Source organism: Paenibacillus sp. PastM-3 (genome assembly GCF_029893965.1).
Lineage (GTDB): Bacteria > Bacillota > Bacilli > Paenibacillales > Paenibacillaceae > Paenibacillus_AQ.
In genome coordinates this window covers 312,609-327,640 of record NZ_JARXXP010000002.1, presented here as the reverse complement: position 1 = coordinate 327,640, position 15,032 = coordinate 312,609, and the positions used below count along the sequence as shown (strand labels likewise).

General features: G+C 54.2%; 14 protein-coding genes and 1 riboswitch. Of the genes, 9 read left to right on the top strand and 5 right to left on the bottom strand.

Translation table 11 applies throughout. The features are described from left to right. Window positions 1-26: 26 nt before the first annotated feature. A riboswitch (cyclic di-GMP riboswitch) is annotated at window positions 27-117 on the bottom strand. 332 nt (window positions 118-449) lie between these two features. Beyond that, window positions 450-1,550 (bottom strand): FUSC family protein, encoded by a 1,101-nt coding sequence (locus tag M2108_RS05250; protein ID WP_277547155.1) that lies wholly within the window; start codon window positions 1,548-1,550, stop codon window positions 450-452. Window positions 1,551-1,846: 296 nt separating this feature from the next. Between M2108_RS05250 and M2108_RS05245 the strand changes: the two genes are divergently transcribed. From M2108_RS05245 to M2108_RS05230, 4 genes are read left to right on the top strand one after another with little or no spacing between them, the layout of a single operon-like run. Continuing rightward, window positions 1,847-2,968 (top strand): ABC transporter ATP-binding protein, encoded by a 1,122-nt coding sequence (locus M2108_RS05245; protein WP_277468063.1) that lies wholly within the window; start codon window positions 1,847-1,849, stop codon window positions 2,966-2,968. Continuing rightward, window positions 2,961-3,773 (top strand): ABC transporter permease, encoded by an 813-nt coding sequence (locus tag M2108_RS05240; RefSeq protein WP_277468064.1) that lies wholly within the window; start codon window positions 2,961-2,963, stop codon window positions 3,771-3,773. The genes M2108_RS05245 and M2108_RS05240 overlap by 8 nt, the downstream gene beginning before the upstream one ends. Further along, on the top strand, window positions 3,763-4,590 hold the full coding sequence (locus M2108_RS05235) for an ABC transporter permease (protein WP_068728673.1): 828 nt from the start codon (window positions 3,763-3,765) through the stop codon (window positions 4,588-4,590). Before M2108_RS05240 ends, M2108_RS05235 begins: the two co-directional genes overlap by 11 nt. Further along, window positions 4,587-5,660: an ABC transporter substrate-binding protein gene (locus M2108_RS05230; protein WP_277468066.1), complete on the top strand. Its 1,074-nt coding sequence runs from the start codon at window positions 4,587-4,589 to the stop codon at window positions 5,658-5,660. Before M2108_RS05235 ends, M2108_RS05230 begins: the two co-directional genes overlap by 4 nt. An 860-nt stretch (window positions 5,661-6,520) precedes the next feature. On the opposite strand, the gene M2108_RS05225 is transcribed toward M2108_RS05230, so the two are convergent. From M2108_RS05225 to M2108_RS05210, 4 genes are all read right to left on the bottom strand, one after another. Then, the gene (locus M2108_RS05225; protein ID WP_277468067.1) at window positions 6,521-7,195 is read right to left on the bottom strand and encodes a DUF559 domain-containing protein; all 675 of its coding nucleotides are present in this window, start codon (window positions 7,193-7,195) and stop codon (window positions 6,521-6,523) included. A gap of 131 nt (window positions 7,196-7,326) precedes the next feature. Beyond that, a complete protein-coding gene (locus tag M2108_RS05220; RefSeq protein WP_277468068.1) occupies window positions 7,327-8,148 on the bottom strand; it encodes a class I SAM-dependent methyltransferase in 822 nt (273 codons plus the stop codon). Window positions 8,149-8,274: 126 nt separating this feature from the next. After that, window positions 8,275-9,120, bottom strand: a complete 846-nt coding sequence (locus M2108_RS05215; RefSeq protein ID WP_277468318.1) for a 1,4-dihydroxy-6-naphtoate synthase — start codon at window positions 9,118-9,120, stop codon at window positions 8,275-8,277. A 20-nt stretch (window positions 9,121-9,140) separates the two neighbouring features. Continuing rightward, on the bottom strand, window positions 9,141-9,851 hold the full coding sequence (locus tag M2108_RS05210) for a futalosine hydrolase (RefSeq protein WP_277468069.1): 711 nt from the start codon (window positions 9,849-9,851) through the stop codon (window positions 9,141-9,143). Window positions 9,852-10,325: 474 nt separating this feature from the next. On the opposite strand from M2108_RS05210, the gene M2108_RS05205 reads away from it, so the two are divergent. The 5 genes from M2108_RS05205 (at window position 10,326) to M2108_RS05185 (ending at window position 15,003) form a co-directional block, all read left to right on the top strand. Next, window positions 10,326-10,796, top strand: a complete 471-nt coding sequence (locus M2108_RS05205; RefSeq protein WP_277468070.1) for a MarR family winged helix-turn-helix transcriptional regulator — start codon at window positions 10,326-10,328, stop codon at window positions 10,794-10,796. A gap of 232 nt (window positions 10,797-11,028) precedes the next feature. Next, complete coding sequence (locus M2108_RS05200) at window positions 11,029-11,430, top strand: DoxX family protein (protein WP_277468319.1); 402 nt, start codon at window positions 11,029-11,031, stop codon at window positions 11,428-11,430. 113 nt (window positions 11,431-11,543) lie between these two features. Continuing rightward, a complete protein-coding gene (locus tag M2108_RS05195) occupies window positions 11,544-12,494 on the top strand; it encodes a ring-cleaving dioxygenase (protein WP_277468071.1) in 951 nt (316 codons plus the stop codon). Then, on the top strand, window positions 12,491-13,099 hold the full coding sequence (locus tag M2108_RS05190) for an alpha/beta hydrolase (RefSeq protein WP_277468072.1): 609 nt from the start codon (window positions 12,491-12,493) through the stop codon (window positions 13,097-13,099). Before M2108_RS05195 ends, M2108_RS05190 begins: the two co-directional genes overlap by 4 nt. Window positions 13,100-14,184: 1,085 nt before the next feature. Next, window positions 14,185-15,003 (top strand): AAA family ATPase, encoded by an 819-nt coding sequence (locus M2108_RS05185; protein WP_277468074.1) that lies wholly within the window; start codon window positions 14,185-14,187, stop codon window positions 15,001-15,003. Window positions 15,004-15,032: the final 29 nt, after the last annotated feature.

Below are 15,032 nucleotides of genomic sequence, written 5' to 3'. Positions count from 1 at the left end.
TAACCTCGCTTTTAGGATTATCAGAAAGCGGCGGCCTGGCAGCCATAAATGCAGCAGAGCATTGTTAGGCCCATTGCTTTGCGTCCTGCCCTTTCGGACAGTTTGCCATTATACATGAGACATTGATAAACGTTCAGCATGAGGTCATTTATTCGACCAGAATCGGCAATAAAAGATTCATAACTGGTTCTATAGTACTGAATTCCGACAAATGCTGCAAATAATCCTAATTTTAATACTTGTGCAGTGAGTTTTCAACTGTAATTTCAACAGAAAATTGCAGCCGGAGTACGGTGTAAGAGCCGCCAATGGGTCTTTATCTCCAGTCAGGTTCCAGGACGTCAAAAAAACCCGCAAAGCGGGCCATTAACTTGGAAGCCGGCTCCGGACCTTTGTGGAGGCATTAAGGGCGATAAGTTCTTATCCTGAAAAAAAAGACCCTCCCAAGCTTAAAGCTTGTGGGAGAGTCCTTTGCTGCCGAGACGGATGCTGCGGGCGGATCCGCTTCTTACCGGCAGCGCCGCTGCGGAAACGGCTGTGTAATCGGCCTGCTCAATAACATCAAGCACCCGGTTCAGATGTGAAAAGACGGCGCCTAGATCGCGGATGGCTGTCAGCGGACATTCCGCCTGCAGCTCGGAGAACCAGGTGAGCTGCAGCTCCCGGGCCCGGCGCAGACATTCCGGCAGCGGTCGCCGGGCTTCGGCATCAGAAAGCGTCCGGGTTCCGTAGAGAGCGACACAGTCGGCTGCAGCGGCCATTACCTCATTCATCCGGTCCGAACCGGCGTAGTGGGCAGGCAGCAGGGTCAGCTCTTCAGCGATTTCCTGAATATAGAAGTGAACCTTCTGCAGATGCGCCGTAGCCTGGGTCAGCCCGCGCAGATCCTTGCGGCACGGATAGTGCGACAGGGTGTACAGCAGCTCCTTCTGCAGGCTGCTGCTCTTCGTCAGCAGAACGCCGGAGCGCTTCAGCATGTCACGGGCCGGTTCACCGTTTCTGCCTCCTGAAGCGAGTCCGCTTAATGAATCGGCCAGCAGCAGGCTTCCTTGAAGCGCCAAGTCCCTAACCTTTGCGAAGCCCTTGGGCGGGACAATAATCATATTAATTAACAGGGCGATTAGGACACCGATCAGTGTCTCCGCCAGTCTCCATACAACATAATGGTCATGGTAGAAGGTAAGCGCGAGTACAGAGGTTACGCCGACCTGCGAGACGGCCTGGATGTTAATCCGGCAGGCGGTTGCAACGCCTATGCCGATCAGCAGAATCAGCAGGAGGGAGACAATCCCGACATCCAGAAAACGTCCCACAATCAGGCTGACGGTTCCGCCAAGCACGATCCCAAGCAGCCGGTAGCAGCCTTTTTCCAGGGAAGCCTTGACGGTGCCCTGTGTAATCAGAATGGCAGCCAGCGGAGCGAAGTACAGGTAGTGATCTCCATACAGGCTGTGGACGGCTAGCCAGGATAGGGAGGCAGCCAGGGTTATGCGTATCATATAAAGGGATAATCCAAATTTCTCAAGGCGGTCCTGTAACCCCTCGTTCATGTCGGTCATCTTCTTTCGTAAAAGGAGGAATTTTCAAGCTGTTTTCAGCCGTTTTCATTATAGCATTTCAACCGGAGCGTGAAGCGTATATATTTTACGAACTTGTTAAGATTCAGCCAGAGTTTTTACAATCTATGTTATCGCATATATGGGATTCATCCGATATGCTATATAATATGAAATGTTGTCGAAGCAGGGGCAGGATTGTCGGTACAGGCGGGGCTCCGCCAGGAAGGAGCCGATTGCGCACTGCCAGATAAGGGTAAAATAGGTTGTAATACATAAGGTAAGGGAGGTTGTTAGCTATAGCTACCCCGGAAGGCACTATTATTTCTTTTGACCAGGTTACTAAGCAATATGATGATGAGGAGGCCGTGTTGAAAGGCGTCAGCTTCGAGATCGAACGCGGCAAATTCTATACACTTCTGGGCCCCTCCGGCTGCGGCAAGACAACCATTCTGCGTCTGATTGCCGGCTTTGCTGAACCGACAGAAGGCTCCATTTATCTGAACGGTAAAATGATCAACCACATTCCCGCCAACGAGCGGCAGGTCAATACGGTATTTCAGGATTATGCCCTGTTTCCGCATCTGAACGTGTTCGAGAATGTGGCCTTCGGACTGCGCATCAAGAAGCTTAAAAAGGATGTTATCACTCAAAAGGTACAGGAAGCGCTGCGCTTCGTTAACCTGGTCGGCTACGAACAGCGTGCGATCAATGAAATGTCGGGCGGCCAGAGACAGCGTGTGGCCATTGCCCGTGCGATCGTCAATGAGCCGCAGGTGCTGCTGCTGGACGAGCCGTTGTCTGCGCTTGACCTGAAGCTGCGGACCGAGATGCAGTATATCCTGCGGGAAATGCAGCAGCGGCTCGGGATTACATTTATTTTTGTCACGCATGACCAGGAAGAAGCGCTGGCGATGTCGGACTGGATCTTTGTCATGAACAAAGGGAAGATCGAGCAGAGCGGCACGCCGAACGATATTTATGATGAGCCGATCAACCGGTTCGTCGCTGACTTCATCGGGGAGTCGAATATTGTGCCGGGCGTGATGATCGAGGATTATCTGGTTGAGTTTAACGGCCACCGGTTTGAATGTCTGGACGCCGGCCTGCGGCCGAATGAACCGGTGGAGATCGTTATCCGCCCGGAGGATCTGGAAATTTCCACACTGGAGCAGGGCAAGCTGAAGGTGCGCGTCGATTCCCAGCTGTTCCGCGGCGTGCACTATGAGATCAGCTGTTATGACGAATCCGGCCACGAATGGCTGGTTCACTCCACCCGCAAGGCCGAGGTAGGCAGCGAGATCGGGCTTTATTTTGACCCGGAAGCCATTCATGTTATGCGCTTCGGTGAAACGGAGGAAGAATTCGACAGACGTCTGGAAGCTTACGGCGGGGTAGAGAGCCATGAATAATAAGGGCCGTTCGTATTATCTCATCCCTTACTACTTATGGATCGCCTTGTTTGTCATAGCGCCGGTGCTGCTGGTCATTTATTATTCCCTGTTTGATCTGGACGGAAATCTTACACTGGACAACTACGCGAATTTCTTCACCCCGGTGTATATGAAAATGATGCTGAACTCCTTCTGGTATGCGTTCCTGATCACGGCGTTCTCATTGCTCGTTGCTTACCCCGCGGCTTATCTGCTGACCCGCACGAAGCATAAGCAGCTGTGGCTGCTGCTGATTATCCTGCCGACCTGGATCAATCTGCTGCTGAAGACGTATGCGTTCATCGGGATTTTCGGCACGTTCGGGCCGGTCAACAGTCTCTTTGATGTCCTGGGGATCGGGGAACAGCAGATTCTGTTTACCGGATTCAGCTTCGTGTTCGTTTCAGTGTATATCTTCATCCCGTTCATGATTCTGCCGATCTTCAGCGCCCTGGAGGAGCTGAACCTGTCGCTTGTGGATGCTGCCCGCGATCTCGGTGCTTCCGGATGGACGACGTTCCGGCGGGTTATTTTTCCGCTGACGATTTCCGGGGTGCGCTCCGGCTGTATGGCGGTATTCATTCCGGCGCTGTCGCTGTTTATGATCACGCGTCTCATCGCCGGCAACCGGGTTATTACACTGGGCACCGCTATTGAGCAGCATTTTCTCGTTACGCAGGACTGGGGCATGGGCTCGACCGTTGCCGTGTTCCTGATCGTAATTATGGCGCTGTTCATGCTTCTGACCGGCAGCTCGCGGAAAGGAGTGCGGCATGAAAAATAAAAACGGAATCGCCAATATCTATCTGGTACTGGTCTTTGTCGTCCTGTACGCTCCGATCTTCTACCTGATGTACTATTCGTTCAACAGCGGCGGTACGATGCATAAATTCGAGGGCTTCACGCTCGATTATTACCGTGAGGTGCTGCAGGATACGCGCCTGATCATTATTGTGATCAACACGCTCGTTATCGCGCTGCTCTCCTCCTCAATCGCTACCGTGATTGCGGTTATCGGGGCATTAGCCATTCACCGCAGCCGCAGACGGCGTTCAAAGAACGCTTTGCTGTCGCTGAATAACGTGCTGATCGTCAGTCCGGACGTTATCATCGGTGCTTCGTTTCTGATCCTGTTCACGATTGCCGGCATTCAGCTTGGCTTCACTTCTGTGCTGCTCTCCCACGTGGCGTTCAGCATCCCGATTGCTGTGCTGATGATTCTGCCGCATCTGCAGGAGATGAGCCCGACGCTGACCGATGCTGCCCGTGACCTCGGGGCCAGCCGGATGAGTGTCCTCACCAAAGTAATTCTGCCGATTATCAAGCCGGGGATTTTCAGCGGATTCTTTATGGCGCTGACCTATTCCCTGGATGACTTTGCGGTAACGTTCTTTGTAACGGGCAACGGATACTCAACCCTTCCTGTGGAAATTTATTCCCGGGCGCGGCAAGGGGTATCGCTGTCAATCAACGCACTGTCAACCCTGATCTTCCTCTTTACCATCCTGCTGGTCATCGGCTACTATTTCCTGAACCAGCGGAAGAACAAGCCGTCCGCCATAATAGCGGAGCCGGCTCTGGAAGCGGGGGTGCCTAGATGAAACAGCTGGTAAATGCTTTTCTGGCGATTCTGCTGGTTGCCTTCGGTCTGATGTTTCTTGCAATGCGCCTGAACTCGGCTGAGGGATATACCGGCGGCAATACGCTGACGATTTACAACTGGGGTGACTATATCGATCCCGATCTGCTGGAGCAGTTCCAGGAGGAGACGGGCATTACGGTCATCTACCAGACTTTTGATTCCAATGAAGCCATGCTGACCAAGGTGGAGCAGGGCGGGACGGTGTTCGACGTTGTCGTTCCTTCCGACTATGCCATCGCCAAGATGCGTGAGGAGAACCTGCTGCTGCCGCTGGATCACGGCAAGATTCCGAATCTGGCCAATATTGACTCCAGCTTCATGGATTTGTCCTTCGATCCGGGCAATGTGTATTCTGTACCGTATTTCTGGGGGACGGTAGGCATTATTTACAACCCGGAGATGACCGGGGATATTGATTTCAGCAGCTGGAATTCCCTTTGGGACAGCAGGCTGAACAACAATATCTTTCTGGTAGACGGAGCCCGCGAAGTGATGGGGATGGCCTTGAACAGTATGCATTACTCGGTTAACGATACCGATGAGGCCCATCTGCAGGAGGCGTTGACCAAACTGAACAAGCTCTCCCCTAACGTAAAAGCCATCGTGGGTGATGAGATCAAGATGCTGCTGGCCAATGAAGAAGCGGCTGTGGGGATTGTCTGGTCCGGCGATGCCTCGGAGATTATGGACGAGAACGACAAGCTTGACTATGTGGTGCCTGAAGAAGGCTCAAACATATGGTTCGACAACATGGTCATTCCGAAGACAGCGGCGAATGTAGAAGGGGCGCACCAGTTCATCAACTTCATGCTCCGGCCTGAAGTCGCAGCCCAGAACACCGAGTACGTGGGGTACTCCACCCCTAACACCTCGGCACTTGGGCTGCTGCCGAAAGACATATCCGGCGACGAACGCTTCTACCCGCCGGCCGAGATCACCGATCGCCTTGAGGTCTACGACAACCTGGGCAAGCGCATGCTCGCCCATTACAACGAGCTGTTCCTGAAGTTTAAGATGAACAAGAAGTAGGAATGTTACAGCTGGAGGTTTGACCACCACCTTGGACATAGCACCGCGCGCCGGAAGGCACACGCGGTGCGGAAAAAACAAACAGGCGCCTGAACGCGGTATGACTGCGGTTGGGCGCTTGTTTTGGTGTGGACGGGAGTGGCTACGGGATTGAATGGGGTTGGGGACTGGACTGGGGGGGACCCGCCCGTACCCCGTAACCTGTACCCCGTACCCCGTACCCCGTAACCGTACCCCGTAACCGTACCCCGTAACTCCCATGTAACTGACACCCTAAACAAACTAGCTTAGACTAAGTGGAAAAACGTCACTTAATTCTGCTCAAAACACCGAAACTGAGAATCTAGGTGGAAAAAGGACACTTAATTCAGCCGGATTCGCTCCTACAATGGCATATTGCCCAAACTAAGTAGCGATTTTCCACTTAAATGCGTAAAAGTTACTCTACACGGCTAAATAGATTGCTTTTTTCCACTTAGATGTTGCTGGTGATATGCGGATTGCGCTAAGTGTTACAGTTCTAGATCCCGCCAGCATGCAGACTGCAAACCGCAAGCCGTAACGCACACCACAGGACGCTCCTCACACCGCAACCGCCAGCTAACGCTAAGTGGAAAAACGTCACTTAATTCTGCTCAAAACACCGAAACTGAGAATCTAGGTGGAAAAAGGACACTTAATTCAGCCGGATTCGCTTCTACAGAGGCATATTGCCCAAACTAAGTAGCGATTTTCCACTTAAATGCGTAAAAGTTACTCCACACGCCTAAATAGATTGCTTTTTTCCACTTAGTGATGAGGGGGCGTTATACGTTAGAGTCGGAAACCGGATACGTACACCAACAGCGGCTGATCATCGCTTAATGAAAATAATCCAGCACACCATGCGCCAGCTCATAACGGATCACCCGCTCGTGTTTGCCTTTGTAGGAAGGCCGCAGCCAGCCTTTATCACACAGGCTGCGCAGAGTCCGGACTGCTGATTTGTAGTCAACATCAAAATGCTGCTTAACATCCTGGGGACGGACAGCTCCGGCAAGCTGGATGGCCAGGCGGATGGTCTCCTGCTCCATAAGCTGCAAACGTGAAGCGGGAGCATCAGACGCCTTGTACCGGCTCAGTAGCATTTGCAGCAGAGTCATGCACAACTCGGGCCGCTGCTCGATATCATCGTAGGCAAAGGAGATTACTCGGTAGCCCATCGCCTGCAGAAAGGTTTCCCGGTTTAGCTCGTTGCAGTATTTGGTGCGGTCCATATCGCGGACATGGGTGGCATAACCTTTAATCTCGATGAGCAGTTTGATGTACCCCGGAGTCCAGGCGAAGTCGGCAAAATAAGACCTGCCGCGCCAGTCTGTCACCTCATATTCAGGATGCAGGTTGGAGAAATCTCCTCTCAGTGGCCACCATACATTGCGCAAAAAGAGTGCCTCAGCATGCTGATGCCCCCGTTCCAGCCGTCCCCGGCGTTCTCCCGCTGGTCTTGCAGCCAGATGACTTCCGATAAATTGCCGATGTGCGTCTTCAAAAAACATATACTCACGCTCCCTGTAAAAATAGAAAACGTCCCGGCTCCCCCAAAGGTTAGCCGGGACGTTCTTCGTCTCGTTGCAGTCAGTATAAGCTATATTCGCTAAAATGACCAGATGAATCAGCGCAGCGCAGGTTATTTGATTCCGATCCGCATCCGGTAGCTGATCAGAACAGGCAGGGTACGGCCGTCAAAATATTGCTCCACCTCTGCAGTGAACTCGGCAATAGCCTCATTCAGCAGCGTTGAACCCAGCTTCAGCACCGTTTGCAGCCCGCCCTGGCTGAGCATCAGACCGACGTAACGCGCCGCGTCACAGGTCTCGGTATTATGAAACACAATTTCCCGGGCAAACGTAAAATGACCACTGGCCTGGATCCTTGCCAGATGCCCCTCTTTGTCCCATTTAAAAGCACGCTCGGCCTCCGGCTGCAGCTCATCCAGCAGGCTGTCGGAGGAGGTGATCAGGCGGTTGTACCGGGTTTCGATGTCTGCCTGCAGCGCCAGTGGCCAGTCGCAGTCGTAGGCGGCAAAAACACCGCCGGGACGCAGGCAGCGGGCGATCTCCTGCAGGGTGCTGGCCGGCTCCATCCAGTGGAAGGACTGGGAGCAGGTGATAATGTCAACACTGCCTGGTTCGAACGGTAGCTGGTTGGAATAACCCTGCTGGAAGGACAGGGATTGCGCATTGCTGTCCTGCTGCAGCTTTTCCACAGCTTTACTCAGCATATCGGGATTCGGCTCGATGCCGTAAACGGTATCGGCGGCATTTTTCCATACAAAGGTGGATAGTCCGGTTCCGCAGCCGATATCGGCAACGACAGCAGGACGTGTTCCCAGATAGCTGCTGAGCAGGCTGGTAACGATTGGCGGTGCCTCCGGACGGTAACGGTCATAGTCGTTCTGGTAGCCCAAAAAACGGTCAATATTCTGTTTGCTGTTGCCAGAAGGAATCATTAAATCCTCTCCCATTCATAATGATTAGACCTGTTTAACAGCCGATTACTTCCTTAGTCCTTATGAAACAAGCCGCTCCAAAGGCAGGTCAGGGAATCCTGCTACTGCCGGCAAACTTTGAATAGGTTAACGCAGCAGCTCAGGGTCAACCGCCGGTACGAGCCCTTCGGCAGCTGCGCGGTTCAGCAGGGCAGAGATCGCTGCATAGCCCTCCTCGCCGAGATCCATGGAGAACCCGTTCACATACAAGTCGATATGCGACTTGGCCACCTCAGGGGACAGCTCCTGGGCATGACTGAGCACAAACTCGCGGCAGCCGCTATCGGCGGGATGATCCCAGGCGAACTGCAGCGAGCTTCTGATCCAGCCGGCAATAGCCTTGTCATCAAGATCACGGCGGGCAATGATCGCTCCCAGCGGGATCGGCAGGCCGGTGTCGCTTTCCCACCAGCTGCCGAGGTCGGTCAGCATGTTCAAGCCGTACGAGCTATAAGTGAAGCGCGCTTCATGAATGACCAGACCGGCATCAATTTGTCCGTCCCGGACGGCCGGCATGATCTCATCGAACGGCATGACGACAATCTCGCCGGGACCGCCCGGCACCTGCTGCGCAGCCCACAGCCGGAACAGGAGATAAGCCGTGGAGCGCTCGCTGGGCACGGCGATCCGCCGGCCGGACAGATCCGCCGGCAGGCGGATCCCACCCTGGCCGCCGGCCGTCAGCACAAGCGGGCCGCAGCCACGGCCAAGTGCACCGCCGCAAGGCAGCAGCTTGTACCGGTCGAGCACCCAGGGGAGGGCGGCGTAGGAGATTTTGAGCACTTCGGGTCCGGCGCCGTCTGCGGCCAGCCCGTTGGTAATATCAATATCCGCAAAGGTCACGTTCAGCTTCGGTGCACCCGGTACCAGCCCGTGTGCCAAAGCGTAGAAAACAAAGGTGTCGTTCGGACATGGGGAAAAGGCTATGTTCAATTGCTCAGTCGTTGCTTGCATTATAGCACCTCCAATAGTATAGCGGCGGCTGCCGCTAGCGCGTCGAGCGCTGCAGGGATTTGCCACGCGGCCCGGTCGCGCGGGCCGACCGGGTTCGAGATCGCGCGCAGCTCGAGCGCCGCGATCCCGAACCGCTGGGCGGCCACGGCGACCCCGTGGCCTTCCATCGCTTCCGCGACGGCACCCGGATGCCGCGCGGCAAGGGCGGCGGCCGTTCCGGCGGTGCCGGTCGCCGTCGATACGGTCAGCACAGGTCCTGTGCTGACCGTAAGGCCGGCCGCTGCAAGCGCGGCCGCAAGGGCCTCTGCCGTGCCGTGCGCCGCCGGCACGGTATTGCTGCCGAAGCCGAGCTCGGCAGCGCTGCGGAAGCCCTCCGGCGTCTCGGCCCCGAGGTCGGCGGCGATCATCTCGCTGGCGACGGCCAGCGAGCCTACGGGCGCCCGCCCGGGAAAGCCGCCGCCGATCCCGGCGCTGATGACGCAGCCGTAGGCCCCGGCTGCCAGGGCGGCGGCCGTGCCGGCCGCGGCTTGAGCGGTGCCGGCCCCCGCTGCAATCACCTCGAACCTGGCGCTGCCGCCCAGGCCTCGGAGGATGGCCTCGCGCTCGGCCGCGACTGCCGTCACGATCAGCACGCGCGTAGCCGGGTCTTGTCCTGCGGCAGACCCGGAGCGGGATTGAATATTATCGTTCACTGAGAGGTCTCCTTTCATAAAAGAGAATAGAATGTATTTGGGAAATGAAGACTTTTAATAAGGCTTGCGGTTTATAAGCTGTAGAGGGCCGGAGCTTCATTTGAAAAAGTATAAGAATTTATATGTTCTACGCTATCAATACTCCTTATATTTCTCGCAGAAACGGTTGCTGCCTCCCCTGAAGGACGGAGAAGCCGTTTCTACTTGTGACGGCTCTTGTTTGTCCCTGCCGGCTCCGGGTATTTGAGGTATAGCAGATCCTCAGGCTCCGGTCCGCAGCAGCCGGCCTCTGCAGCACGTATCCAAAAGGATACGCCGTTTTGATAGGGAGGTCAAACCCGGACAAGATTAATTTTGCAATCAACGGTTGACAATAGAGAATGGATGGCGTATATTTATCTTAACTTAAAGATAATTAACTTAAAGACATAACGGATGAGCGGTTCACCCGCAAGAAGTGACCGGCATGTACGAGAAATGGAGGTGTGCAAGATGAGCGACTATAATGAACTGATTAGCAAAACAACCGGCAGCCCCGACCTGGATCAGGCGGCATCACTGAAGCTGTTCGTTGTTTTGTCCAAAGCATATAAGAGCCTAATGGATCACGCAGTCAGGGATATGAAGAGCCATGGTCTGGCATCAGCTGAATTCATGGTGCTGGAGGTGCTGTACCACCGGACACGGATTCCGCTTCAGCAGATTGGAGAGAAGATTCTGGTAACCAGCGGAAGCATTACCTATAATATCGACAAGCTGGAGAAACGGGGACTGCTGAAGCGTGTGCCTTGTGATGAAGACCGCCGGGTGACCTATGCCGAGATTACAGAGGCGGGCCGCGAGCTGTTTGACGATATTTTCCCCAAGCATGTTGCCTCGATTCACGGCCTGATGGGCGGACTTAGCGAGGACGAGAAGAAGCAGACGATCGAACTGCTCAAGAAGCTGGGCAAAGGCGTGTAGAATTTCTTTGGGAATTGTACGGCTGGGCGTGCTGGCATACCCGGTTTGGAGCATGCTCTGATAGTAAAGCTCAGCCGGTGCCGGTATCTCTACGGTAAGTTAGTGTGAGACAGTTTAGCAGACTAACGATGTGCGGGATTAAGAAAGATATATATCTGGCTTATGCCAAAAAAATTTAGTCTATATCTTAATGTTAAGATAATTAAAAAGAAGAGAATGGAGCGTGTTTAAAATGGTTAGTGTAGGATTATTATTGTTGAGAGTGGTTATCGGGGTTGCTTTTATCGGTCATGGTGCACAAAAGCTGTTCGGCTGGTTTGGCGGCTATGGTCCTAAAGGAACTGGAGGCTGGATGGAATCCATCGGAATCAGACCGGGAGTTGCGATGGCAGTTGCGGCCGGAATTATGGAGCTGGTTGGCGGGGTGCTGTTCGCAGCGGGATTGCTGACACCAGTGGCGGCGGTGTTGATTGCGGCAACGATGCTCGGGGCGATTATTAAGGTTCATGCTCCGAACGGCTTCTGGTCGACGGCCAACGGAATTGAGTTCCCGCTGACAGTCCTGGTTGTTGCAGTAGCGGTGGCGTTGACAGGTCCGGGTTCGATTTCGCTGGATGCCCTCTTTTTTAACTGAGCCGGGGAATGTCTCCCGTTAGCTAATACAGGTTGCATAACATTTTCGGAAATGCTGAACGTCTTTGCATAAAACTTATCAATTCACAAAAAACCTTTAAGGAGATTGATGTTATGACCCTTCAGACTGCAGGGATTCACCATATTACCGCTTTTGTCAGAGATGCGCAGCAGAATGCTGACTTTTATGCCGGAATTCTTGGACTCAGACTTGTAAAAAAGACGATCAACTTTGATGCGCCTGAGGTGTACCATCTCTATTTCGGGGATGAGCAGGGCTCTCCGGGTACGATTATCACTTTCTTTCCTTGGGCAACCGGACGCAAAGGCAGAATCGGCGGCGGCCAGGTCGGAGTGACTACCTACGCTGTGCCGGCAGGCTCGCTGGGCTTCTGGGAGCAGCGGCTGGCTAATTACCGGATTCCAGTGACCAAAGTAACGCGGATTGGGGAAGCGTATCTGTCGTTTGCCGATTATGACGGGCTGCGGATCGAGCTGGTGGAACGTGAAGCCGGCGCGCTCAGCACCTGGTCCTTCGGGGGAGTGTCTGCCGAGCATGCGATTAAAGGCTTTGGCGGCGCAGTGCTCTACAGCATGAATCCTGATAAAACAGCCGATACGCTGACCCGCACGCTGGGTCTTGAGCAGATCGCCGAGGGCGACGGGTATATCCGTTACCGTTCTTCTGCAGACATCGGCAACATTATTGATCTCAAAACTACACCGGTACCGCAGGGCGGCGGCGGCACAGGCACTGTGCATCATATCGCCTGGCGCGCCAAAGATGATGCCGAGCAGCTTCAGTGGGGCCGCACTGTCCAAAGCCATGGCTATCAGCCTACGCCGGTGCAGGACCGCCAGTATTTTAACGCTATTTACTTCCGCGAGGAAGGCGGCATCCTGTTCGAGATTGCTACCGATCCTCCGGGCTTTGCCCGCGATGAGGAGCCGGATAAGCTGGGCCAGAAGCTGATGCTGCCGGTCTGGTTCGAACCGAACCGTGCCGTAATTGAAGCCAATCTGAGTCCTTTTGAAATCCGTGAAGTGGAGGCGAACCGCGTATGATTCATATTTTTAAAAAAGGTACAGATGCCAGCCGGCCGACCCTTATATTGTTCCATGGCACCGGAGGCAACGAGCATGACCTGCTTCCGCTGGCGGAAATGCTGTCTCCCGGCTCCTCGGTGCTGGGCATCCGGGGAAATGTACTGGAAAACGGCATGCCGCGTTACTTCCGCCGTCTCGCTGAAGGTGTATTCGATGAGGAGGACCTCGTCTTCCGCACACATGAAGTGAAGCAGTTCCTGGACAGTGCAGCGGAGCAGTACGGCTTCGACAGCAGTAATCTCGTTGCTGTAGGTTACTCCAACGGAGCCAATATTGCCGGCAGCCTGCTGCTCCATTACGGGCCGGTTTTCCGCTCGGCGGTGCTGCTGCACCCGATGGTTCCGCTGCGCGGACTGGTATGGCCTTCCCTGGCAGGCGCCGCTGTCTTCATTGGCGCCGGCACCAATGATCCGCTGATCCGGGCCGAGGAAACCCGGGAGCTGGAGCAGCTGCTGCAGGGCGCCGGGGCTGAGGTTGCCACCCATTGGGGCAACCAGGGTCACCGCCTGAGCACGGCTGAGGTCGAAGCGGCCAGAAACTGGCTTGGGCAGCAGCGGAAGTAAGGTTTGGCGTACAGGTGCTTGCGGAGAGTATAAGAGTTGCAGTACCGGTAGCACCGGTAACACCAGTAACACCAGTAGTCCCGGAAAGCAAAAACCAGTAACATAAGAACCAGTAGTACCAGAACCAGTAACACAAGAAGCAGTAACACAAGAAGCAGTAACACAAGGGGCAGTAACACGAAAATCAAAACACAAAATTCAAAACACAAAATTCATTGACACGAGCAATAGAATAACCAGCAAATCTAGTACGCCAGCAGCACAATTACAGGTGAAATTGGTAACACCAGCAACACCATTGGCACAATGCTTGTGACGCAACTGCCCGCAGAGCCGCCGACAAGAGGGGAATGAACTCTTGGGAGCTCCTGCGGGCAGTTTTTTACTTTTTTGTCCCTCTAAAATGCACACTCAGCCGCGCTGCCCCTGCTAATAAAGGGATTTTTCCCACTAATGGAGCAAACGTAGCCCACTTCTGGTGCGAATAAAGGGATTTTTCCCACTAACGGAGCAAACGCAGCCTGCTTCTGGTGCGAATAGAGGGATTTTTCCCACTAATGGGGCAAACGCAGCCTGCTTCTGGTGCGAATAGAGGGATTTTTCCCACTAATGGGTCAAACAGAGCCCACTTCTGGTGCGAATAAAGGGATTTTTCCCACTAATGGGTTAAACGCAGCCCGCTTCAGGTGCGAATAGAGGGATTTTTCCCTCTAATGGGTCAACCCGAGCCCGCTTCTGGTGCCAATAGAGGGATTTTTCCCACTAATGTGTCAAACGCAGCCCGCTGCCCCTGCGAATAGAGGGATTTTTCACACTAATGGGTTAAACGCAGCCCGCTGCCCCTGCGAATAGAGGGATTTTTCCCACTAATGGGTTAAACGCAGCCCGCCACCGGTGCCATTAGTGGGATTTTTCCCTCTAATGTGTCAAACGCAGCCCGCCACCAATGCCATCAATAAAATTTGTCTTTATAATTTCCGCATCCAGCCCCGAGTAGCATTTTGCTCCAAACTCTGATATGATTTAATCGTAATTATTACTATTACGTCGCAATCAGACTTTAACTATAAGGAGCATACTATAACGTGAACAGCAGCAAGAAAAACAACAGCCAGGCCCGGCTCCCGCGGGCCAAGGGGCTGGATATGGCAAGCGTGTATACGCCGAAGGAATGCGCGCGGAAGGCGAGGCACATTGTGCTGAGCGGGCAGAACCGCACAATTGTCGATGAGTTCATTACGATTCTCAGTATGAAGGAGCGGTTTGCAGCAGCAGATGTGCCTCTGCCCAATAAGCTGGTCATGTTCGGGCCTCCCGGTACGGGTAAGACGCTGACTGCTTTTCACCTGGCTCATCAGCTGGACCTGCCGCTTGTCCTGGTCCGGCTGGATACGGTGATTCACAGTCATTTGGGGGAGACGGCCAGCAATGTGCGGAAGATTTTTGACTATGCAGCCGGGGTGCCATGTGTGCTGTTTCTTGATGAATTTGATGTGCTGGGGCGGATGCGCGACTCCGGGGATGAGGTCAAGGAGATGGCCCGTGTGGTAAATACGCTGCTGCAGTGTCTCGACGAGTTCGCGGGTGACAGTGTGTTTATGGCCGCAACCAATCTTGAGGAGGAGCTGGACCCGGCGGTGTGGCGCCGTTTTGATACGAGGATGACCTATTCATCTCCGGGTGAGGAGGACAGGCGGCTGTACATCGGGCTGCTGCTCGGCAGGGAGCAGGAGGCGCAAGGGATCGTGGAGGAAACCGCAGGCCTGCTGGCCGGCTGCAGCTTTGCCGATATGGAGCAAATTGTGCTGAAAGCCAGACGCAAAGCGATCATAGCAGACACTGCGCTGGCATACGGACTGATCTGCGAGGCATACACCGAATATAATCTGTGCAGGGTGCAGTAGGCGGCAGGGCTCCTTTCGGGAGTCCTTTT